Source organism: Nostoc sp. TCL240-02, from assembly GCF_013343235.1.
Taxonomy (GTDB): Bacteria; Cyanobacteriota; Cyanobacteriia; order Cyanobacteriales; family Nostocaceae; genus Nostoc.
Window position 1 is genome coordinate 7562066 of the sequence record NZ_CP040094.1, and the last position, 24018, is coordinate 7586083.

The 24018-nt window shown below is 41.0% G+C and carries 19 protein-coding genes, 1 tRNA gene and 1 pseudogene; 13 read left to right on the top strand and 8 right to left on the bottom strand.

Features of this window, described 5'->3' with window-relative positions; all coding sequences use genetic code 11:
• Positions 1-126 precede the first annotated feature (126 nt).
• From FBB35_RS32420 to FBB35_RS35285, 9 genes and pseudogenes are all read left to right on the top strand, one after another.
• Positions 127-831: a peptidoglycan-binding protein gene (locus FBB35_RS32420; RefSeq protein ID WP_174713141.1), complete on the top strand. Its 705-nt coding sequence runs from the start codon at positions 127-129 to the stop codon at positions 829-831.
• Between the two features lie 85 nt (positions 832-916).
• Complete coding sequence (locus FBB35_RS32425; protein ID WP_174713144.1) at positions 917-1702, top strand: DUF1906 domain-containing protein; 786 nt, start codon at positions 917-919, stop codon at positions 1700-1702.
• A gap of 163 nt (positions 1703-1865) precedes the next feature.
• On the top strand, positions 1866-2765 hold the full coding sequence (locus FBB35_RS32430; protein WP_254625758.1) for a hypothetical protein: 900 nt from the start codon (positions 1866-1868) through the stop codon (positions 2763-2765).
• Between the two features lie 14 nt (positions 2766-2779).
• The gene (locus FBB35_RS32435; protein ID WP_174713150.1) at positions 2780-3199 is read left to right on the top strand and encodes a hypothetical protein; all 420 of its coding nucleotides are present in this window, start codon (positions 2780-2782) and stop codon (positions 3197-3199) included.
• A 676-nt stretch (positions 3200-3875) separates the two neighbouring features.
• Positions 3876-4592 carry a heme oxygenase (biliverdin-producing) gene (locus tag FBB35_RS32440; RefSeq protein ID WP_174713153.1) on the top strand — a complete coding sequence of 239 codons (717 nt, stop codon included), beginning with the start codon at positions 3876-3878 and terminating at the stop codon, positions 4590-4592.
• A 220-nt stretch (positions 4593-4812) separates the two neighbouring features.
• Entirely contained in the window at positions 4813-6195 is a 1383-nt protein-coding gene (hemN, locus tag FBB35_RS32445; protein WP_174713156.1) for an oxygen-independent coproporphyrinogen III oxidase, read from the top strand.
• A gap of 472 nt (positions 6196-6667) precedes the next feature.
• Positions 6668-6946, top strand: a complete 279-nt coding sequence (locus FBB35_RS32450; protein ID WP_174713159.1) for a GlsB/YeaQ/YmgE family stress response membrane protein — start codon at positions 6668-6670, stop codon at positions 6944-6946.
• 165 nt (positions 6947-7111) lie between these two features.
• Positions 7112-7804 carry a manganese catalase family protein gene (locus FBB35_RS32455; protein ID WP_012410902.1) on the top strand — a complete coding sequence of 231 codons (693 nt, stop codon included), beginning with the start codon at positions 7112-7114 and terminating at the stop codon, positions 7802-7804.
• A 556-nt stretch (positions 7805-8360) separates the two neighbouring features.
• Positions 8361-9103: pseudogene (locus tag FBB35_RS35285) on the top strand (DUF3891 family protein).
• Between the two features lie 130 nt (positions 9104-9233).
• On the opposite strand, the gene psaK reads toward FBB35_RS35285, so the two are convergent.
• Positions 9234-9494, bottom strand: a complete 261-nt coding sequence (gene psaK, locus FBB35_RS32465) for a photosystem I reaction center subunit PsaK (RefSeq protein ID WP_174713162.1) — start codon at positions 9492-9494, stop codon at positions 9234-9236.
• Positions 9495-10282: 788 nt separating this feature from the next.
• On the opposite strand from psaK, the gene FBB35_RS32470 reads away from it, so the two are divergent.
• Together FBB35_RS32470 and FBB35_RS32475 are read left to right on the top strand one after the other, a co-directional pair.
• Positions 10283-11551: a glycosyltransferase family 1 protein gene (locus FBB35_RS32470; RefSeq protein WP_174713165.1), complete on the top strand. Its 1269-nt coding sequence runs from the start codon at positions 10283-10285 to the stop codon at positions 11549-11551.
• A 179-nt stretch (positions 11552-11730) separates the two neighbouring features.
• Positions 11731-13476 (top strand): NFACT family protein, encoded by a 1746-nt coding sequence (locus tag FBB35_RS32475; RefSeq protein WP_174713170.1) that lies wholly within the window; start codon positions 11731-11733, stop codon positions 13474-13476.
• A 438-nt stretch (positions 13477-13914) separates the two neighbouring features.
• Here FBB35_RS32475 and FBB35_RS32480 read toward each other — a convergent pair whose 3' ends face one another.
• The 5 genes from FBB35_RS32480 to FBB35_RS32500 form a co-directional block, all read right to left on the bottom strand.
• Positions 13915-14379 (bottom strand): hypothetical protein, encoded by a 465-nt coding sequence (locus FBB35_RS32480; protein WP_254625759.1) that lies wholly within the window; start codon positions 14377-14379, stop codon positions 13915-13917.
• Between the two features lie 94 nt (positions 14380-14473).
• A tRNA-Phe gene (locus tag FBB35_RS32485) sits at positions 14474-14546 on the bottom strand.
• 75 nt (positions 14547-14621) lie between these two features.
• Positions 14622-15491 carry a metal ABC transporter permease gene (locus FBB35_RS32490; protein ID WP_174713851.1) on the bottom strand — a complete coding sequence of 290 codons (870 nt, stop codon included), beginning with the start codon at positions 15489-15491 and terminating at the stop codon, positions 14622-14624.
• An 11-nt stretch (positions 15492-15502) separates the two neighbouring features.
• Positions 15503-16279, bottom strand: coding sequence for a metal ABC transporter ATP-binding protein (locus FBB35_RS32495; RefSeq protein ID WP_174713173.1), 777 nt, complete (start codon positions 16277-16279; stop codon positions 15503-15505).
• A 70-nt stretch (positions 16280-16349) separates the two neighbouring features.
• Positions 16350-17360: a metal ABC transporter substrate-binding protein gene (locus FBB35_RS32500; RefSeq protein ID WP_174713852.1), complete on the bottom strand. Its 1011-nt coding sequence runs from the start codon at positions 17358-17360 to the stop codon at positions 16350-16352.
• Positions 17361-17694: 334 nt separating this feature from the next.
• Here FBB35_RS32500 and FBB35_RS32505 point away from each other — a divergent pair, with 334 nt between their 5' ends.
• The gene (locus FBB35_RS32505) at positions 17695-19317 is read left to right on the top strand and encodes an iron uptake porin (protein WP_174713176.1); all 1623 of its coding nucleotides are present in this window, start codon (positions 17695-17697) and stop codon (positions 19315-19317) included.
• 173 nt (positions 19318-19490) lie between these two features.
• On the opposite strand, the gene FBB35_RS32510 is transcribed toward FBB35_RS32505, so the two are convergent.
• Together FBB35_RS32510 and FBB35_RS32515 are read right to left on the bottom strand one after the other, a co-directional pair.
• On the bottom strand, positions 19491-20315 hold the full coding sequence (locus tag FBB35_RS32510; RefSeq protein ID WP_174713181.1) for a DUF6745 domain-containing protein: 825 nt from the start codon (positions 20313-20315) through the stop codon (positions 19491-19493).
• The gene (locus tag FBB35_RS32515; protein ID WP_174713185.1) at positions 20302-20595 is read right to left on the bottom strand and encodes a hypothetical protein; all 294 of its coding nucleotides are present in this window, start codon (positions 20593-20595) and stop codon (positions 20302-20304) included. Before FBB35_RS32515 ends, FBB35_RS32510 begins: the two co-directional genes overlap by 14 nt.
• A gap of 453 nt (positions 20596-21048) precedes the next feature.
• Between FBB35_RS32515 and topA the strand changes: the two genes are divergently transcribed.
• Entirely contained in the window at positions 21049-23709 is a 2661-nt protein-coding gene (topA, locus tag FBB35_RS32520; protein WP_174713187.1) for a type I DNA topoisomerase, read from the top strand.
• Positions 23710-24018: the final 309 nt, after the last annotated feature.

The following is a 24018-nucleotide window of genomic DNA, read 5'->3' on the forward strand; positions in this document are numbered from 1 at the left end:
ATCCACCTTAACTGAGTTTTAGTGCGATCGCTACGCCCGTCGCAGGCATCGCCTATCTTATCGTGACTGTCACGCGATCGCTGATAAAAAAACAATCAATATTTAATTCTCTGGAGAATTTTCATTATGGCAACTGAACTCAAAACCTTTATCGGTTCTCAATTTATCAATAAGCTTGTCTTAGCAGATATCGAATTTATCCCTCATCTCGAAAAAATTAATGACTTTGCAGCTACCAACGGATTAAAGATTTTTATTACTAGTTCAGCTCGTCCCTGGGGTCTTCCTGTTGGGGGAGCAATCGTTTCTCCTGCCAAAATGTCTAATCACTTAATTGGTCATGCTATTGACATGAATATCCAAATAGGAGGGAAACTATATACTAGTCATGAACTTGGAGATTTTAATTCGCTACCTCCAGCGATTAAAGCATTTATTACGGCTATTCGTAACCACCCTGTTTTACGTTGGGGGGGAGATTTTGGCGATCCAGTGCATATTGATGATGGCTTAAATCTTCGCAATCCTAATCTTTGGAAAGACAAATTTCCCATTATCCAATCAGAACTAACCGGATTAACTCAGCCTGGAATCAGAGCAGTAAATACTCCTAGATTGCTATTCTTGACTACTCCTTTGATGGAGGGAAATGATGTTAAGTTAGTTCAGGAAAAATTACTTACAAAGGGTTTTGATTTGGGTAAAAATGGTGCAGATAGCTTTTTTGGACAGGCAACATCTCAAGCTGTTGTTAAATTTCAAGATCAACAAGATTTAGACCCTGTTGATGGCATTGTTGGTGATACAACTAGAAAAGCACTTGGACTTTAGAATCCCTAGTTTATTTTAGTTTCAACTTACTCTAATAAGAAACACAAATCTCCTTCTTAATCACTTTAATTTTGAGGTAGAAAATATGCAGTTGCTAAAGTTAGACAATGTTGTAATTGAATCTGCACCAGATGGTGCACTTGGTTTTGATGTCAGCCACCCAATCAGTTTTGACCAAGCCAAACAAGCATTTCAATCGGGTTTTTCATTCTGTATCCGCTACGTTCCAAGATTAGAACCCAAGGTTAATCAACCTGCTAGTCTTGGTGACATTACTTTTGAAGAGGCAAATGATATTTTAGATTCGGGCCTTGCACTATTTCTTGTGCAACACGTTAGCAGAGCAGGTTGGGATGCAACAGGTACAAAAGGGATGCAATATGGTAAAAACGCTGCAATTTATGCCTCTAATTGTGGGTTTCCCTCTGGAATGAATCTTTTCTTAGATTTGGAAGAAGTCGATTCTGCTTCACCTGCAAATGATATTCAAGACTTCTGTAATCAGTGGTTTCATGAGGTGAACAATGTTAGATATGTGCCTGGTGTATATGTAGGCTCAAAAAATGGATTGAATGCCGAGCAATTGTTTTCAGGTACAAAATTTAAACATTACTGGCACGCCGCGTCACAAGCCGATCCTCCGACTCCCAGACCTGGAGATCGTGGTTATCAACTCTTTCAGCCTTTAAACTTGAGTTCGGCTCAACTTAGTAAGCTTAAAAATGTCAAATTGATTGACAAAATTGGATTAGGTAACAACCCAGCTTTTGAGATTGATTTGAAGTTTGCTTCTACCACGATTAAAGATGTTGATCTAGATTTCACCGTCACTGATAAAAAAGGTGGCAGCATTCAATGGATTAGGAGATAGATTGTTGTCATTAAAAAATTAAAGTGCGATGCCTGCGGTAAGCGTAGCCATCGCAATACTTTTCGGTTAATGTTTTTGGAGTAACTTTTAATTTTATAACACTCTCTAGGACTACTTGATGAAAAATCCAGTTCAATTAAAAAGTTTTCTGCTTTTTTTGATAATGAGTATCGCTTTAAGCGGTTGTAGTCCAGAGAGGAGGGCGGTACTGAAACTAACGGCACTGAATTTTAAAACTCAGGCAAGTGATGCAATTGAATCTGTCAAAACGATCTATCAACTCAATCCTCTACCGCGCTCAACTGTTGAACTGCGGCGAAGACTGCTAAAAAGACTCTTAAGCGATCGCAATATAGACTTTGCAGACATAGACCAAATATCGAATATAATTGAAAATCAACTTCAGACAAATACCAGGCCAAATCCTGTTAATAACGTTCTCAACGATCTCAAGCAAGAATATATCGTAGCAGGCGAGACTTTTAACAACATTGAACAAGCAGGATTATTAGGCACTGAAGCCGATGCGGTTACTAGAGCGGCTGAACCTTCTAGGCGATTAACTGTCAAAATGCTACTTCTAGCTGAACTGATTGCTCAAGATCCACCCTCACCGAAAAACCCAGACCGAGTTGTGATTCTTTTTCGGTTTAGCAAGCTCAGAACGCAATTCCAGAATGCGACTTCTGAGGCAGATAAAACACAAATATTCAATCAGGGTGAGCAACTTCTAGATGAGCTACTCAGCATAAATGCAGAAGATAAAACAATGATTTGCCAAGCTACAGCTAAACTTTTGCTGACAGCTGATACAGGAACAAAGCTTTCCAAACTCATCGAAAAATACAACGATGTCAGCTTTGATGAAGTTGTTGCAAAAATTACCACAATTTTAGGAATTGCCTCTAGTTTTGGATCGGACATTACTGCTGTAAATGTAAGAGTTAAAGAGATTCAAACAGCAATTCAAGAAGATCCTATTCTGAATGATATGTTAAACAAACAAAGACAGAATCTCCTTCCTGCAACTTCTGATTCTCAACCTCTCGAATGTTCATCATAAAGAGATAATTTACAATGATTACACCAACTAGCCTCAACGCAATTAAAGAACAGATCAAAAAGATTATTGATAGTATTGATTCGATAGCAAATCTGTCTCCTGGGAAACCTATCGAACCGCAAGTTTTTCAACAAGCAGAAAAAAGCCTAAGAAACATCCTTTTTCGATTACAATTTTCACTTTTAGAAGCAGAAGAAGAAGAGAATTGGGAACTTATAGATATCCTCTCTAAAGCTATCGAACAATGTCAGGATGCACTAAGAACAGTTACAGCAGCTCTGTTCACACAAGTTTTGATCCATCCAGACCATGACCAAATTATTACCGATCTGCAAAATATCAAACGAGATATTGATGCTGCAATTAAAGCAGAGAAAGTGTTGAATTTTTTGATTAGCCTTGCCCATGTGGTGATTAGATTTGCAGGAGTATGAGATTGCTTGGCTTTTTGAGATAAGAAAATATTAATATTGATTACTCGGTACGATCGCTCATGTATGAAGGTATACCTGGCGCTTATTAATAACCGACCTTTAACACAAGAAACTGAAGGGTTGAATTGAGCGATCGCTCTTATTAATCTCTGGTATAGCAATCCTTAAATGAGTTGTGAAAATTTGCGTTGTCTAGATCCCCGACTTCTTAAATAAGTCGGGGATCTAATTTTTATTCTCAAATTAAGATCAAAACACTGCTCTAATCGTCGCAAAACTCTGGATGATTTGTATCCCAAATCAGGGAAAATGCTCGTGCGGCTGTGTTATTCATCTCTTCAGTGACTTTGGTATTAAAGAATCCCATCGTTTCAGCAAAGTTAAAATGCCTATTGCAAAATCAGTTTTGTTACTACTCAATTGAAATGTGCCTGAACATGAGTATCAGAAAAACATAAATAAATACTAATATCTTTCATAGTTATATATGAATTAATAGTTAAATAATCTTAGGAGAAATAAAAATACCTGGATTTACATCGGCAGTGGTACTTGCTGGATAGACTGATGCAGATCCTCTCTAAAACTAGAATAACAATCTTTTAGCTGGAATTGGCAGGCATCCTAAGTCGGTGGCTGTCCAGAAACCTTGCGCTTGAAAATGAAGGAAGCAACAATGAGTAGCAATCTCGCCATCAAACTGCGTTCTGGAACTCAACAAGCCCACACATCAGCAGAAAATGTGGGATTCATGAAATGTTTTCTACAAGGAGTGGTGGATAGAGACTGCTTTGCCAAGTTCTTAAGTAACTTGTATTACGTCTACAGCGAATTAGAAGCGGCGTTAGATAGCAATGTAAAGCATCCTGTAATTAGTGCGGTTTACTTTCCTGAACTTAATCGCCAATCCTCGCTCGAAAAAGACATGGTGTTCTATTATGGGGATAATTGGCGAGAGCAAATTACACCCTCACCTGCTGCTCAAAAGTATATTGACCGCATTCGGGAAATTTCTGCTAGTGAACCGGCTTTATTGCTAGGTCATGCCTACACTCGCTACATGGGCGATCTTTCTGGGGGTCAAATGCTACAAAAAGTTGCTCAGTCAGCCCTAAAGCTTTCTGGCTATGAAGGCACTTCCTTTTACAATTTTGAGCAAATTCCTGACAAAAAAGCATTTAAGGATAAGTATCGTCAGGTATTAAACGCCCTACCTATTGATGCTGCAACAGCAGAACGGATTGTTGCAGAAGCTAATAATGCCTTTGGGTTTAATTTGCAGATGGCTCAAGAGTTAGAGGGAAGTCTAATTAAAGCACTCGGCCAAGTCCTGTTTAATAGTCTAACTCGTTCACAGAATTCAGGTAGCACTGAAATAGGTGCGGCTAATTAAGTTTGTCATTGGTCATTGGTCATTTGTCATTGGGAATTGGGAATCGATAAGAGATAGGGGGGACAAGGAAGAGGAGGAAGATAGAGGAGAGACTTGTTGAATAATTCTCCCCTTATCCTCCCTGTCCCCCTTGTCCTCCTTGTCCCCCTCTGCTTCCCCTGCTCCCTGCTCCCCACTCCCTATTCCCCTTCGCTTCACACATTCATTGGAAAGCAACTCAATGGTTTTTTTATTACCTGGTGTCAAGTTCGATCTGGATCTGATTCAAAAGTACGATACTCGCGCACCTAGATATACCAGTTACCCGCCCGCTACAGAGTTAAGCGAAACATTCACTGAAACTGATTTTAAGTCCGCGATCGCAGCATCTAATCAACGCCAAACTCCTATGAGTTTATATTTCCACATCCCGTTTTGCCAAAGTGCTTGCTACTTCTGCGGCTGCAACACAGTAATTTCCAACAACAAGAATATTGCTAAACCTTATGTGGAGTCTTTGGTTCAAGACATCAAAAACACCGCAGCTTTAATCGATCCAGACAGAAAAGTGCTGCAAATCCATTGGGGAGGCGGTACTCCTAATTACTTGGATCATCACCAAGTAGAATTTTTATGGAAAAACATTAATCGCTATTTCAACATCGATCCACAAGCAGAAATTTCAATTGAAATTAATCCTCGCTATATCGATAAAAACTACATTTTGTTTCTGAGAGAGATTGGGTTTAACCGCATTAGTTTCGGCATTCAGGATTTTAATAGCCAAGTTCAAGTAGCTGTAAATCGTGTTCAGCCAGAAGAAATGCTCTTTGATGTCATGAGTTGGGTTAAAGAAGCTAAGTTTGAGAGTGTGAATGTCGACCTAATTTATGGTTTACCCTATCAAACCCGCGAAACATTTCAAGAAACGCTGAAAAAGACAATTGAATTAGATCCTGATCGAATTGTTGTCTTTAACTTTGCCTATGTTCCCTGGCTCAAACCGACGCAAAAAAATATTCCTCAAGAAGCGCTACCACCAGCCGAAGAAAAGTTAGATATTCTGAAAATGACTATTGAAGAATTGACGAGTAACCAATATTTATTTATTGGGATGGATCATTTTGCGAAAACTAATGACGAACTAGCGATCGCTCAACGCAATGGCACTCTCAAGCGTAATTTTCAGGGCTACACTACCCACGCGGAGACAGAATTGTTTGGCTTTGGTTCTACATCCATCAGTATGCTAGAAGATGCTTATGCTCAAAATCACAAGGAATTAAAAGATTACTATCAGACAATTGCATTGGGTAATTTACCTGTTAGCAAAGGTGTCAAGCTTAGTCAAAATGATATTATCAGAAGGGATGTAATCATGGGTATTATGTCTCACTTTCAGCTACACAAACAAGATTTTGAAAACAAATATCAAATCAACTTTGATGAATATTTCTCTGAGGAGCTAGAGGCATTAAAACCACTAGAAGCTGATGGTCTGGTCAGTTTATCAAAAAATCAGATCCAGATTACAGACATCGGTCGATTACTAGTCCGAAATATTGCTGTTGTATTTGATACCCACACAAAAATGCGAGAGACAAAATTCTCTCGTGCTATTTAAAACAGTCGTACATCATTGGTGAAATTTTGTAGCCTTTAGATCCCCGATTTATTAAAGAAATTGGGGATCTAATTTTTCACCATCACATTTAATTTTTAAATAAACTTGATAAACAAAAACTTTTCATACATCTCTAAAAAGTTAGATTATGTAATTATATCTTCAGATAGATATATCAAATTTAGATTACCGAGTTTATAATAAACCGAAAAATGTGTTATTCTCAAGAACCTCATTATTTAACTAGTAAAGCTTAATAGAAGAATATTAGAGATTGAATAATTTATTATTTATTTTGCAGCCAAAAAATCGTTGAGCATTTTCATGCTATAAACGTCAAATGGCAATTTCCATCTAATTTGTATGTAAACTCTTTTGTCTAACTTTTGGATTTAGCATTTATCCCATCTGATAGAAAGAATTCTGAATCAGAGTTGATAACTTAGATATAAGTGAGATTGTTGAGGCAGTTATGAGTATTATTGCTTGGGTAGTTTTAGGACTTTTGGCAGGTGCGATTGCTAAAGCTATTTATCCTGGCTATCAAAGTGGTGGAATTCTCTCCACAATGATTTTAGGTATCATTGGTGCTTTCGTTGGTGGAAGTCTGTTTACCCTATTGCGAACAGGGACTCTGCAAATTACTGCGGCTGGCGCTGGTTTAACTCTTCCTGGTATTTTGGTGGCTGTGCTTGGCGCAATTGTTGCTATTTATCTATGGGGATTAATCAGAAGAAGCAGCAATGCCTAATCGCTGATTGGCAGTTATAAACACTGACATGATCGCTGTATTTTATTGGTCTTATAGTTTCCCAGGTTGAGAAGCTCTCAAACATCAAATTAGCTCTCTGTGGAATAATCCTAAAAGACCATTCAATCCTTTTTGTAACATCATAATTTTTGGAAGTGTAAATCTATGTTTTTTCACAAAAAAGAGCCTATTCATGCAGTTAACGTTAGTGAACCAAACCCTCGTTTTGCTCAATTACTTCTAGAGCAGTTTGGCGGAGCTACTGGAGAACTTAGTGCAGCATTGCAATATTGGGTGCAATCATTCCATGTTGAAAACGCTGGAATTAAAGATATGCTCCAAGACATTGCAATCGAGGAATTCAGCCATTTAGAAATGGTTGGTAAACTGATTGAGGCTCATACCAAAAATGTGGATCAAACAGAGGCTTATAAGAGTACTCTCTTTGCAGTTCGCGGGATTGGGCCTCATTTTCTAGATAGTCAAGGTAATGCTTGGACTGCAAGTTACTTGAATGAAGGTGGAGATGTAGTCCGTGATTTAAGGGCTAACGTTGCAGCAGAAGCAGGCGCTCGTCAGACTTACGAAGAGTTAATTAAGTTGGCAACTGACAAAGGAACCCAAGAAACTTTAGTCCATCTGTTAACACGAGAAATTTCTCATACCCAGATGTTTATGAAAGCTCTGGATTCACTGGGTAAGTTGACAGATCCGTTCTTTGGTAATATTAAGCCAGATGAAACTGTTGCTCTTTACTACAATCTATCTACAAACGGTAATGGTCAAGATGAGCGTGGTCCTTGGAATTCTGAGCCAACATTCAAATATATTGCTAATCCCCTAGAAAGCCACTCTTAGAAGTTTGTTGAAAAGTATTTGCCTGTGATTTTGGGTACTTATTGATCCCCCCTAACCCTCCCCTTTTTTAGGCTACAGGGTACACACATCTCTCTACAAAACCAAAATGTAGTATAGCCTCCAAAATCCTCCTTAAAAAGGAGGATTTTGAGAGGTTTTTGCCCCTTAAAAAGGGAATCGGGGGATCAAACAGCTTGTACGGCAACTTTTAAAGACTTGTGTGTACACCGTAGCTTTAAAAAGAGGGATTTTTAGGGATCTAAAGCTTTTGATGCGGATCTGTCCGCATCTAACCAAAATCTTCACTGTTCCCTGTTTCCTCGACCGAAGGTTAGTGAACAACCATACTCCACTCCCGATTTCTTAGAGAAATTGGGAGTATTAGCTACATATCTCTGCGTTATGAAGGATGGACTATATTGCACTCAAATTAAAATGGGTGTAAATCATAAGTCACACTGAAAAAGTCAGAGCGATCGCCTCTTCAATATCTAGCCTGACGCTTCTGAATTCACATTCAATTCAAAATCAAAACTAAGAATCAGGAGATTAATTTGTGATTGTCAACGCTACGCCAAATGGTTGGGAAGTCATTTACCATCGTGCCCATGCTTTATTAGCAGCTCAACTGGCGGGGCGATGGCGATGTAAAGATGCGCCAGTAAGATTGTATGAAACCATCACTGCAATTTCTCATCATGATGATTTAGAGAAAGAGTGGGAAGAAGATATTCTGACTGAAGCTGGTGCGCCAAAGGACTTCATGCTGTCCTCAAATGCCGATGTGTGAATGCTGGGGTACAGAAATTGGCTGATTTGGCAAAGAATGCACTTTACCGTGGACGATGAGTAGCTCTATTAATTTCCATGCACATCAGCCGTCTAAATGAGGGAAGCCGGGGTAAGAGTTCCAAACTAGACAAACTTTTGGATGAGCAACTGCAAAACCAGCAACGTTGGCGGAAGGAACTGGGGATAAAAAAGGAGGAAGTTGATGCAGCTTATGCGTTTATGCAGTGGTGCGATCGCCTCTCTCTCATTTTATGTCAGCAAGAACTACCTGATGATGAGCGGTTTTTAGAAATTAGCAAGGGCCCTGAAGGCGATCGCTATTACATCATGCAGCGCAGTGATAACTTGGTTGTTGTCAAACCCTGGCCCTTCCAAGAGGATAAATCCACGGTCAACGTCGAAGCCTGCGACCTTTCCCAGGTGAAATTTGAGAGCAGTGCCCAACTAACTCAAGCGCTACAAGAAGCCCCCATCAAAGTACTTGAGTGGACATTCATTAAGAGTTAAATACACACTAGAATTTAAGAGCAATCCAGCGAATATTAGACAATTTATCTATAAAAAAGAGCCAGAGAATTAACTCTCTGGCTCATGGAGACAAAAGAATCATCAAATAAAGGCTAACTTGGGCAAGAAACTAAATTCTTCCCAGGTTATGCAGCCCTAAAACAGCACCCACTCCTAAGATATGACCAAAGGCAGTGGTTGCTAAAAGGGCTGGTAAACCAAAACCACCAAAAAGATTAGATGAAGGTAGTGCTGGCTCTGCATTGGGATATTTGATGGTCGATTTCCCAAAGGCAATGGCAATGATATTAGCAATAATGATAATCAGTCCGACTGTTGGACTCCATTGCAGGGGTGTAGTTGCAGCAGCGAGTAAGGTTGAAGTAACCACCAGATTTGCTCCTGAAATTTATTAATGATTGCAAATATAATCTGAAACTTTCCGAAGCAAATTCAACAAATTACCCAATTTAGCATCAATATTTAACAGTTATTCTTACTACTTAATACAACTTTAGTGCAACGTAGTGAGTTAACTGTGCTAACTGGTTTAATTATCAACATAAAAAGCAAGAATTTTATTAGTTTTAAATTATACCTAGTTCTCAAAGACTAAGGAGAATTAATAGGGTTTTATCTATACGCAACACAGTAAACTTTCATGACAATTTTTGTGTTGCAAATATAACATATATAACTATTTAGCTATGTCAAAAGTATTTGTTAAGTTTAATACATTTAAAATAAGCATACTTAACTTGGTGGTCAATATTTTTGCTAGTCTGTTTGCTTGTATATACTAAGAAAATCCAAAAATCTACCCATAAGGGGATAAAGTTTTTTGGCATAGTAAGTGTGAATCTTAACTTATAGCGTCATTTTGTTAAACTCACGTTAATACATTTATCTGAATAGTTAGATATGTATAAAAAAAGATTAAAAACATATAAAATTTATCTACCTAAAGGATGAGATATAAGTATATATTTTCCTCTGTCTAAATAAATTAAATATAAATACTTAACCTGGAATTATACTTCTGACAGAAGATGTAAAAAAATATTAGGTATATTAAATTAAAATGAATATTAATCAAAGTTTCTCAATAATTCAAGTAAGTGTGTTAAACACGAACTTGAAATAGCTTAGAGCTTTGTTAAAATCAGCAACACACAAACTATGAACTCTACCACCGAAAAACGTATCGCCTTGATTTCCGTCCACGGAGACCCGGCGATTGAAATAGGGAAAGAAGAAGCTGGGGGACAAAATGTTTATGTGCGCCAAGTGGGTGAAGCACTAGCGCAGCTGGGATGGCAAGTTGATATGTTTACCCGCAAAGTGAGTCTGGAGCAAGACTTGATTGTTGAACATAGCGATAATTGTCGAACTATTCGTTTAAAAGCTGGGCCCCTTGAGTTTGTGCCGCGAGATGAGATTTTTGAATATCTGCCAGAATTTGTGGATAATTTCCTCAAATTTCAAGTAAAAAATGAGATTACATACCAGTTAGTTCACACTAACTACTGGCTCTCTAGTTGGGTGGGGATGGAGTTAAAGAAAATCCAAGAGAGTAAACAGGTTCACACGTACCACTCATTAGGAGCAGTCAAGTACAACACTATAGAAAATATTCCTCTGATTGCTAGTCAACGATTAGCTGTGGAAAAACAAGTGTTGGAAACAGCAGAGCGAATTGTGGCGACAAGTCCGCAAGAACAGCAACACATGCGATCGCTAGTTTCCACTGAAGGTAATATCGATATTATTCCCTGCGGTACAGATATTCAGCGTTTTGGTTCCATTGGGCGAGAAGCAGCCAGGGCGGAACTGGAAATTGCCAAAGATGCCAAAGTTGTATTATATGTAGGGCGTTTTGACCAACGCAAAGGTATAGAAACCCTAGTACGTGCGGTAAATGAGTCTGGGCTATGCGATTCTAATAATCTCCAGCTAATTATTGGTGGTGGTAGTACTCCAGGTAACAGCGACGGCATCGAGCGCGATCGCATTGAGCAAATTGTCCAGGACTTAGGAATTAGTCACTTAACCATCTTTCCTGGTCGTCTCAGTCAAGATATTTTACCAACTTATTATGCAGCTGCCGATGTCTGCGTTGTTCCCAGTCACTACGAACCTTTTGGACTGGTTGCGATCGAAGCGATGGCAAGCAGTACACCAGTTGTAGCTAGCGATGTCGGCGGACTTCAATTTACTGTAGTTAATGAAGAAACTGGTTTATTAGCGCCACCACAAGATGTAGGTGCTTTTGCATCTGCCATTGACCGAATTCTCTTAGATCCAGAGTGGCGAGACGAATTGGGTAAAGCTGGCAGAAAGCGCGTTGAAAGTAAATTTAGTTGGCATGGTGTCGCAACTCAGTTGAGCGAACTTTACACCCAATTGTTGGAGCCATCAGCAAAAGAACCTGCATTGCTTGTTAAATAGGGCTGCAAGCAACCTAATACACTCAGATAAAATCATTTTACACAACCGATAAATTCTGTAGAGAGACGCAAAATTTTGCGTCTCTACATTTTTTACGGGGGCATATTTATGCCTAGATTAATATCAATATTAGAGATGATGGAAGTATACTGAGCATCCACCTTTGAACGCGAACGGCTATGCAACCAGTTGATTTCACTACCCTTACAGCTACTTGTAGCGAACTACGCGCTAACTGGCTGCCCTCGCGGACAGAACAGGTTTATCAGCGCGATCGCTACACTATTGCTATAGCATTACGCACCCTAAAACAGCGTGATTGGCTACAGATTTCTTGGCATCCCCAAGCTGCACATATTTGCATCGGCGATCCACCACCGCGATCGCCAGATACCTTTACCTTTAGCCAGCAACTAATACACCAATTGGGTGGTTTGGCACTGGTGGGTATTGAAGCGATCGCCCCTTGGGAACGTGTTATTGATTTGCAATTTGCCCGTCGTCCCGGAGAAAGCGCCCTATATCATGTCTATGCAGAAATTATGGGCAAATATAGCAACGTCATTCTCACCGACGCTAGTAATATAATTATCACCGCAGCCCATCAAGTCAGTCAGCAACAATCTAGTGTCCGTCCCATCCAAACCGGACAACCTTATGAAACACCACCAAAACTGACTGGAACTGTCCCCAGTTTGAGCGAATCCCAAGAACGTTGGCAAGAACGGGTAAGTTTAGTACCAGGAGCAATCAAGCGGCAATTGCTGAAAAGTTATAGTGGCTTGAGTGCTGCGCTGTTAGATTTAATGCTGCTAGAAGCAAATATCGCACCAGAAACATCTACCGATACTCTCAACCCCGACGATTGGCGACGGTTATTTGAGCGTTGGCAAGAATGGCTGCAAGCTTTGGATTCCAAAAAATTTCAACCCGCTTGGACAAAAGATGGTTACACCGTAATGGGTTGGGGTGTAGTTAAAAAAGTCAAAGATATCCAGGAGTTGCTCAACCGTTATTACAGTAACCAAATTGATCAACAGTTATTTTCTCAATTGCGCCATCAGTTGAGTCAGAAATTAAATAATATTCTGGCGAAATTACGCAACAAAGCTCAAACCTTTAAAACGCGCTTGCAGCAATCAGATCAAGCCGACGAGTATCGACAAAAAGCTGATTTATTGATGGCTCACCTGCAAAACTGGGAACCAGGGATGAAAGAAATTATCCTTGCTGATTTTGATACAAATTTGCCAGTAGCGATCGCTCTCCAACCAGATAAAAATGCTGTCCAAAATGCCCAAAGTCTTTATAAACAGCACCAAAAGCTGAAACGCGCCCGTTCTGCTGTCGAACCCCTATTGTTAGAAGTGCAGACAGAAATTGACTATTTAGAACAAGTAGAAGCTGCGATATCTTCGATGGGCTACGCCAACGCTCAGATAGACACCTACCAAACAACAGAAGATTTGCGAGTTTTAGAAGAAATCCGCGAAGAGTTGATTGGACAAAAGTATTTAGAAGATCCAGGATATCGCAGCCGCAGCGCCAATGAACCCCCCAGCACCAACTTTCATCGTTACCTTACCCCCAGTGGCTTTGAAGTATTAATCGGTCGCAATAATCGCCAAAATGACCAATTAACCTTTCGTGTAGCTGGGGATTATGACATCTGGTTCCACACTCAAGAAATTCCAGGGAGTCATCTGCTACTACGTCTAGAACCCGGTGCTGTCGCAGAAGAAGCTGATTTGCAATTTGTCGCTAATCTTGCTGCTTACTACAGTCGCGCCCGTCAGAGTGAGCAAGTGCCAGTAGTTTACACCCAGCCAAAACACGTTTACAAACCCAAAGGAGCAAAACCGGGAATTGCAATTTACAAGCAGGAGAGCATCCTTTGGGGAAAACCACAAATAGTCAGTCATTAGTCAGTAGTCATTGGGAATTGGGCATGAAGAAGAGACAAGGTAGACAAGGAAGAGGGGAGAGACTTATTCAATAATTCCCCCTTGTCCTCCTTGTCCCCCTGCCCCCTTGCTTCCTCTGCCCCTGACTTTTACTATCTATACCTCGGGATATGCTGAATTATTCTAATAGATAGAGGCTTTTAAGCTTTGCTAATATCTTTTTTTGATGAATATTCCTGAAAAATCTGTGTTGACTGTTACAATATTGTTAAGAAAAGTTGCCCGTTGCATTTTGGGAACGCGCAATTGGGTTTTAACTCTCTTGAGAAGACAACGCAAAAAAATATTTTTATAGACCAGCTGTGGGAGGCTGGTCTTTTTGTATTTAATACAGCAGTTTGAGTATTTTTTGAGCATTTATAGCTCAATAAGCTTGGGTTAGCCCCTTACATTACTATTTTAGGAAAGCTCAGGTGGTCTGAAATTTGTAAAGTTGGTTGCACCATAATGATTATCGATCATTTTGGCCGATGTTTCAGTCCATCTGCCAATCGCGGTGCTATTAATATGTGCTTCCACACACAAGCTGATATAGGTATGCCGTGTCTGGTAGCTCTTACGATAAGGGATATTGCATTTACCTATGATTGACTTCCATGCACGATTAGCGAAGTTGTGATGGTCAATGAATTTTCCTTTTGGGCTTGTAAAGACTAGAGATTCAAAACTATCTTCTTCAGATTTCATTTCATCTAAGATTGTCTGCACTTCTGAATTAATCGGAAAATCACGTTTTATTTGAGTTTTTAGTCCCTCTTTGAGGACTAAACCATTTTCGGAGACGACAACAGTTTCCCGAAATTGAATCACACTCTTAGTAACATGCTTCCATTTCAAGCCACCAAAAACGTTCAAAAATGGCATAAAGACTAGAACATTTATCCTCTATCCTCTATTTTTCAGGGATTAGAAACCAAAAAACCCTTGAAATCTAACGAATTCAAGGGTTTTTTGATGATGCCAGGAACCGGACTTGAACCGGTGACACGAGGATTTTCAGTCCTCTGCTCTACCAACTGAGCTATCCCGGCTGGGTCTTTTGTGAGCCACGATTAATAAATGTAGCAAACATCCCAAAATATAGCAAGCCCTTGGAGAAAAAAGATTTATGCAGCTTTCAAATTCAACTTAAACCAGATAAAAACGGCTATAAATAGCAGGAATTGTACAAGAACAATACTCGGGCCAGAAGCAAGGTTGAAAATACCAGAGACAACGATGCCAGCAATGCTGCTGATGGAACCAACTATCACTGATATGACTAGAAAGCGGCTAAAGTGGTGACTCATCAATTTGGCAGTAGAGGCGGGAATAACCAAAAAGGCGTTCACCAGTAAAACGCCGACAGCTTTAATCGCTACGGCAACGGCGAGTGAAAGCAAAACCACAAATACATAGCGGTACAATTGGACAGGAACGCCTTGGACTTGAGCTACATCGGGGTTAAGGGTCAATAAAATTTGCTGTCGCAAGGTTGATAGTAAAAATATGCCACCTCCCACAAGTACTAACAGCGTCAAAATCAAATCTGTGGTATCGATCGCTAGAATATCCCCAAACAGCACCGCCATCAAGTTGCCACGATATCCTTTAATCAGGCTAGTGAGAATCACACCGATCGCTAATGCCCCAGATAGCACTATGCTAAGGACACTATCGCTACCTAAGTCAGTTTTGTCGATGAAGTAGAGGACAATAACGCCGAAAACCAAGGTAAAAGGTAACAGCATCCAAGTCGGATTTATTTGTAGTAGCACACCTAACGCCACACCCACTAATGCTGCATGACCAACGGCGTGGCTGAAAAAGGACAACTGGCGCAAGGTGACAAAACTGCCCAACATCCCACCAAGTATTCCCATTAACACAGCACCAACGATCGCACGCTGCATGAAGGGGAATGTTAACAAGCTTACCAAGTCATTACTACTGGCGATCGCTAGGCTTGCTATCTGACAATCATCGAAAAAATTCATACTTATAGACATTAATGTTGGTGCTGGTAGCGACTAAAACCTGGGCCGTAGGTTGCTAACAGGTTTTGTGGTGAAAGGGCAATTTCTGGCTTACCAGTACAAACAATGCTTTGGTTGAGGCAAAGCACGCGATCGCAATGGCGATTTACCATATCAATATCATGAGAAACTTGTAATACCGTCCAACCCTCCTCCCGCTTTAATTCATTTAGCAAAGCGTAAAAATCTGCTGAACCTTGGACATCAACACCAGCGAAGGCTTCATCCAATACCAGCAGTTTTCGAGGCATTACCAAACAATAAGCCAATAACACCCGCTTGAGTTGACCGCCGCTAAGAGTACCAATAGCTTGATGCTGTAAATGATAAGCATCGGTTCGCCGTAAAGCTTCTACTACTGCTGCCGATTTTTCTTTATCTTGTCTCCACAGCTTGGAGAAAAATAAATCTCCCCTTTTCCCTTCCTTAGCCCATCCCAGTCCCACCAATTCGCTAACAGAAATAGGAAAACTGCGGTCAAAGATGAAATTTTGCGGCATATAGCCCAACAAATGACGCAAACGCCCCAGCCTTGCAATTGGGCGACCGAATATTTCAATCGTCCCAGCACTTCGAGGGATCAAATCTAAAACCGCTTTTACTAAGGTACTTTTACCAGCACCATTGGGGCCAACTATGGCTGTATCTGTTCCCGGAAACAATTCAAAGGAAACATCTCGAACAGCTAGATAGCTGCCTTGGTAGACAGTTAACCCTTCTACTTTCAAAATAGCAATGTCATTGGTCATTGGTTATTGGTCATTGGTTATTAGTCATTGGTCATTGGTCATTAGTTTTTACAAAGAACAAATGACAAACCTATTTACATGAAGTTTCTAGAATTTGCAAGTTAGCTTTCATCGCCTTAAAGTAATGTTGTGGATCTGTTTCGCCAGTTTCCAGAGAATCCAGAGGACGCAAAGTTAACTTCAAGTCTTTGGAGAGGCTGGTTAGGAGTTTGTTATCTACTCCTGGTTCGCTAAATAAAGCTTTTACTTTGTACTTTTTAACAGCATTGACTGCATTTTGCACATCAGTTGGTGAAAGTTGATCTTCGGGAATTTGCACCACAGCAACTTGTTTGAGGTTATAGCGTTTTGCTAAATAGGGAAACGCATCATGAAAGGTAATAAAGGTACAACTAGGAGTTTTTTGTAAAGTCTGTTGAAATTCATTATTTAAACTTTCTAATTCTTTAATATAAACCGCAGTATTTGCTTCATAAGTAGCTTTATTTGCCGGGTCAGCAGCAATTAATCCATCCCGAATGTTAGTTACCTCTTGTTTTGCCAAAACTGGATCTAACCAAACATGAGGATTACCTTGGGCGTGTTCGTGGTCTTCTTCGTCTTTCCCTGTTTTGACAACAGGTGAAATTTCATTTAAGGGTTTAATACCAATACTTGCATCAATTTCAACTAATTTGGCGTTTTGGGCATTTTTGACAGTATTTTCCAGAAATCCCTCCAAACCTAAACCATTTTTTACTAACACATTCGCAGTTGCGATCGCTTTGACATTTTCGGGTGTCGCTTGGTATTCATGTACCTCCGTACCAGGCGGCACTAGAATTTCTACATCTGCCACATTCCCAACAACTGCCTTAGTAAACAAATATATCGGCAAAAATGTCGTCACTACTTTAGTTTTCCCTAACTGCGCTACTGGCGTGGATGTAGTCGCCTGTGCTGGCGGCGACTGTTCAGAAGTTGATCCCTGATTCGGATTCGATTGGCTACAGCCACCAGTCATTGACAACATTAACAGAGCAATTATGGACAAAATGCCGCTTCTTTGTCTGCCTGTTCTAAGTCCTCTGCAATTCCCCATCACAGTGTTTTCTCCTCAAAATGGATGCAACGTCTGCCTCTGTCGCAATTCCTATTGACAATGAGACTTATTCTTAATTTATACTATAATAATTCTCATTCTCATTCAAGACACATAATATTCTTCTGAGTTTCCTGTGTAATAAGTAACAACAAAGTTTTTCAGATAGTATAGCCCTCAGTAATTTATTTTTCTTTGGATAATTAAGAATCCTTGACTTTTTTTGTTAAAAAGCTTGCTTAATTCTGATAAGATTACTGACAAATATTCTCATAAAATACACGTTCAAAAAACGTGCTTTGGGTGTGAATTGGAGATCAGTGTGAGGAGAAAAATGCAAAAATTCTGTAAATATCTGCTAGTTAGTCCAGCAGTTTGCTGTGCATTGCTATTTGTAAATACTGCTGCATTTGCAGGTGAAACATCTAGTACGTCTGAAATCAATCAACCGCAAGTTTTAGCTAATCCAGACATAAAAGCTGATAACATAGCGCCAGATCGGGCAATGGCACAAGTTACTTCTGTATCTCAATTTTCTGATGTACAACCCACCGACTGGGCATTCCAAGCATTGCAGTCGTTGGTTGAGCGTTATGGATGTATTGCAGGGTACCCAAATAGCACTTATCGCGGTAATCGGGCATTAACGCGATATGAGTTTGCTGCTGGTTTGAATGCTTGTCTCGATCGCGTTAACGAACTGATTGCTACAGCCACAGGCGATTTAGTTAAGAAAGAAGATTTAGCCACATTACAAAAACTGCAAGCAGACTTTTCAGCAGAACTGGCGACACTCCGAGGTCGTGTAGATGCAGTAGAAGCTAAAACTGCTGAATTGGAGGCGCATCAATTTTCAACCACAACCAAGCTGAATGGTGAAGTCGTAATTGCGATCGCAAGTGTTGTAAGTGGTAATACAGTTAATGGTCAAGAAGTCAACCAAAATGCTGTCCTTGCAGACCGGGTACGTCTGAACCTCGACACCAGTTTCACGGGTAAAGATTTACTTAGAACACGACTTCAGGCAACAAACCTAGACCCATTCTCTCAGACTGCTACCTTTACACCAGAAGGTGATTTCCGGTTTGCTGGTGGTAACAACAATAATGGAGTTGTGATAGACGCATTATTGTATCAGTTCCCTCTCGGTAGTAAAACAGGCATCACTCTGGAAGCAAATGCAGGTGCAATTGATGATTTCACTAACACCGTCAACCCATACTTAGATGGGGACGGCGGTAGCGGTGCCCTTTCCCATTTTGGAACTCGCAACCCAATTTATTATCTAGCCAATGGTACTGGTATCGGAATCAAACACGAGTTCAGTGATAAGCTCGAACTAAGCTTAGGGTATTTAGCGAATGATGCTGCTAACCCTCAACTAGGCTCTGGACTATTCAATGGTGCTTATGGTGCTATGGCACAGTTAACTGTTAAGCCTAGCAACCAAATTACCCTTGGTTTGACCTACCTTAACGCCTACAGAAATACTTTTTTTGCCAATGGTAGTGGTGGTAGCAATAACGCTAATGACATATTGGAGAATGCCTCTAGTAATTCCTACGGTATAGAAGCATCCTTTCAACCTAGCTCAAAATTCGTGATTGGCGGTTGGGCTGGCTTGACCAAAGCTCGCGTCCTTTCGGTTACTCCTGGCGATGCTGACATCTGGAACTATGCCGTCACACTGGCTTTCCCCGATCTTGGAAAAACAGGTAACATTGCAGGCATTATTGTGGGTATGGAACCTAAAGTTACCAGCGTGAGCGGCTCTCTCAGCAATGCGGGTATCAATAAAGATCCAGATACTTCATATCACATTGAAGGTTTCTATCAATATAAGTTGAGTGACAATATCAGCATCACCCCAGGAGTTATCTGGCTAACAGCGCCAGATCATAACAATCAAAACGATGATATTGTGATTGGTACAGTGAGAACCACATTCACTTTCTAATTTTCAAATATTAAAATGAGACGCAAAATTATCTTTTGCGTCTTATGTTTTGTGTGTGGTTTAAAAAATAAAAACCAGTATTGTTGCTGGGCTTGATATTTCTAAACAATATAGCGATTCCAGGACTATTTCATTCTCATTTAGAGGATGTTTGAAAAGTCCTGATTGATGTATTAAATATTTTTTACCCACCCTAACCCTCGGCGTAGTTCGGCATTTTCCTCTGTTAAAAGCCATTCCGGTTGCCATTGCTGCTGGTGAATTTTACCGTATTTTTCAGGTAAGGTTACACCGTGGTAGGAGTAGAGGCTATATCCATTACTAAATTCAATGGCGGATTCGCCTTCAGCGTGGAGGCGGTTTTGATTGTCAAAGCGCAGGTGAAGGGGGCGATCGCAGATTATACAAAATTTTTTAAATGGATAAAGCCAACCACAAAACCTTGATAAAGACTGTAAAGTTTCCCATCTTTTTTTACTGTAATAATAATCTAATACAGAAACGTAAAAATCCACATGACAACAACGATTCGCCAAACTTTGGAAATTTAACCAGAGACGATCTCCTAAATATATATTGAATTTAGGCTGATTATGGATTTTATCTTCTAATACATATTCTTGAGGAGTAAAACTTGGTTCAACAATAGTTAACTTTCTCAAAGTCTGCGTATTTATTTGATATAAAAAATCTCTATCTTTATTAGTTGAGTTTGCTGTAATATAGCCGCAAATCTTATCATTTAAACTTAGAAATTCTAGATTATTAAAACTTAAATTAGGTAGCTTTTGATAAATAATTTTTAAACCAGCATAAGGACTTTCACAAAAAATAATTTCTGGATCTTGTTTATTGATAGCTGTATATGCAGCTTTGACAACTTCCGCAGCTTTTTCACGATCAATCCGCTCTGTCGAAAGCGCGATCGCTCTCCACTTCTCCCGATAAACTGGAATTAAAGCCTCTTGCTCAGGCGTTAAATTTTCAATCAGCGACATAACGCCACCCTTCCGGCTCGTATTCCCTCTGAATTTTCACCATCCAGTCACCTTGGGGAATAGAAATAGCTTTATGCTCCTCGTGAGCTAGCAATGCCGACTCTGAAAACACACGCAAAAAGAGCGTGCTATCTTTATCGTATAATTCTGCGTCTCCCTCAGTAATGCGATGTTTATGCCCCGTCACTTCGCCTTCTGCCAAAATTAAGCGAGGTATTTTTTGTCCTTCAATTTGCTGCACAGACAGTAAAATTACATCATCTTGACGAATCGGTTGCATAGTTTTGCTTTCCTGACATGGGTACAAACCCTACATCGCTTTTGCTCTCAAGTTTGGTTTAATTTTGGCACAAGCTATATGAAAGTGGGAATTGCGAATTGACAAGAGGCAGAGGTGCTGGTCTTGCTAAGGAGAAAACTACTCCCCTTTTCTGCCTACTTGCTTCTTCCCCAGTTCCCATTCCCCAATCCCCAATCCCCAAATTTTAAAACTGTAGTCGCCAATTATGCGTTAGATAAGTTAAAGATTGAAATAGCTGGAAATTCACACCCAGCGTAGCCTCATTTATCCTCTAGGACAGACTGGGCCATAAGTTCGGGGGATTTTCTCCCAAGCAGACAGTTTATGTGAGGATTAAATCACCGCCCTAAGCGCGACTTATCTTGACAATTTGCAAAAATTACCTCAATTTGACTGTTTAGCTTAGTTGCTATTCTTTTTATTGAAATTTCCATGTCAACTCTCGTCATCGTCGAATCTCCAACCAAAGCTCGTACCATTCGCAACTACTTGCCAGCAGGCTATCGGGTGGAAGCGTCTATGGGTCATGTGCGTGACTTACCCCAGTCGGCTAGTGAAATTCCTGCTGCCGTCAAGGGGGAAACATGGGCGCAGCTAGGGGTAAATGTGGACGCCGACTTTGAACCGGTATATGTTGTCCCAAAAGACAAAAAGAAAATTGTCACCCAGCTTAAAGAAGCCCTTAAAGATGTAGATGAACTGATTCTGGCAACGGACGAAGACCGGGAAGGTGAAAGCATTAGTTGGCATTTATACCAATTGCTGAAGCCGAAAGTTCCGACTAAGCGGATGGTGTTTCACGAAATTACCCAAGAGGCGATCAAAAAAGCTCTGAAAGATTGCCGCCAAATCGATGAGCAGTTGGTTCGCGCCCAAGAAACACGGCGGATTTTAGATCGACTCGTGGGATATACCCTGTCTCCCCTGTTATGGAAAAAAATCGCCTGGGGATTATCTGCTGGGCGGGTACAATCTGTGGCTGTGCGGCTTTTAGTCACAAGAGAACGCCAACGCCGGGCTTTCCATGAAGGTACGTATTGGGATTTGAAAGCCAGTTTGTCAAAGGAAAAAACCCCCTTTGCTGCTCAGTTGGTAACATTGGCAGGAACCAAAATCGCTAACGGTAGCGATTTTGACGCAACGACTGGACAAATTACCGCAGGTCGCAATGTCTTGTTGCTAAACGAAGACCAAGCGATCGCCCTCAAGGAACGCCTAACTGGGAAAACCTGGAGTGTTACCGAAATGGAGGAACGCCCAGTGACGCGCAAGCCGTCGCCACCGTTTACTACTTCGACGCTGCAACAAGAATCTAACCGGAAACTGCGCCTGTCTGCCCGCGATACGATGCGCGTTGCCCAGAATTTGTACGAGCAGGGGTATATTACCTATATGCGGACAGATTCGGTGCATTTGTCAGATCAAGCGATCGCAGCTGCTCGAAGTTCTGTAGAAAAGCTTTACGGTAAACAATACCTCAGCCCCCAACCCCGGCAATACACCACTAAATCCAAAGGTGCACAAGAGGCACACGAAGCAATTCGCCCAGCCGGTAGCACCTTCCGCACGCCTCAAGAAACTGGTTTGGGCGGTCGAGAACTTGCCGTTTACGATTTGATTTGGAAGCGGACTGTCGCCTGTCAAATGGCTGATTCCCGCCAAACTCAAATTAGCGTGCAATTGCAAGTTGAGGATGCTGGATTCCGTTCTTCTGGCAAACGGATTGAATTTCCTGGATATTTACGTGCTTACGTTGAAGGTTCAGATGACCCAGAAGCAGCACTGGAAGACCAGGAAGTAATTTTGCCGAATCTGAAAGTGGGAGATCATCCGAATTGTACAGATTTAGAAGCAGTTGGCCACGAAACTCAACCGCCAGCTAGATACACCGAAGCAACTTTAGTGAAAACCTTAGAAAGTGAAGGTATCGGTCGTCCCAGTACCTACGCCAGCATCATTGGCACAATCATCGATAAAGGTTATGCCCATTTGGTGAGTAACGCTCTCATTCCTACCTTCACCGCTTTTGCCGTCACCGACTTGCTGGAAAAACATTTCCCAGACATCGTTGATCCTAGTTTTACCTCGAAGATGGAGCAAACCCTTGATGACATTTCTACAGGTGAAGCAAAATGGCTACCCTACTTGCAGAAATTTTATCTGGGAGAAAAAGGGCTGGAAACCCTTGTAAAAGAACGGGAAAGTCAAATTGATGCCACCAAAGCTAGGACTGTAGAACTAGAAAATCTAGATGCCAAAGTCCGTATTGGTAAATATGGCCCCTACATTGAAGTTACAAATGGTGAGGGGGTGATCACCGCCTCAATTCCCAAAGACTTGACACCAGCAGACCTCGACCCCAAACAGGTAGAAGTATTGCTGCGACAAAAAACCACAGGCCCTGACCAGGTAGGTCGGCATCCCGAAACTGGTGAACCGATTTATGTGAAAATCGGTGCTTATGGGCCTTATGTTCAATTGGGCGATAAAACCGACGAAAACCCCAAACCGAAACAAGCCTCTCTACCCAAGGGTATTACCCCAGAAACCGTTACCCTGGAAATGGCTGTTGGTCTGTTAGCACTACCCCGGACATTAGGAGTTCACCCAGTCACAGGCAGCAAAATCCAAGCAAGTTTGGGACGCTTTGGCCCTTATGTGGTTCATGACCAGGGTAAGGAAGGGAAAGATTACCGTTCGCTGAAAGCTGCTGACAATGTATTGACAATTACCCTAGAACGTGCATTGGAATTATTGTCTGAACCCAAAAAGGGACGTAGTTCCACCAACAGCAAGTCTAAGGCAGCCTTACGCGAATTGGGCCCACATCCAGATGATGAGGAAACAATTAACATCTACGATGGCCCTTATGGCCCTTACATTAAGCATGGCAAAACTAATGTGAGTATCCCAGAAGGTCAAACGGTAGAAGATATAACTCTGACTGAGGCGCTTAACTTGTTGAGCGCTAAGGCATCGACAGCGAAATCGACTCGCAAAACGACTAAATCAACGACTTCCAAATCTAAGTCGACTGCTAAGTCAACTGCTAAGTCAACGACGGCTGCGAAAAAGAAAGTCACAGAAGGCTAACTGTAAGTCAACTAATTTTGGATTTTGAATCATAGCTTTGGTGCGCTTCCAGTGCAACTCGAATTTTGGATTAAAAGAATTTTGCGGTTCATACCCCGATGCCAGTTGCTTAATGCCGGAGAATCCGTCCACCGCAGTGGCTCCCCCTTGTAGGCAAAATCTAAAATCTAAAAGACGCTTCTACGGACGCTCGATGACTCGCTACCGCTTCGCTAAGGCTACGCTATCGGAAATCTAAAATTCGTAGTCAAGAGTCCAAAGTCCGATCTTTTAACTCTTGACCCTTGATATTTATCCTTGATAGGATAC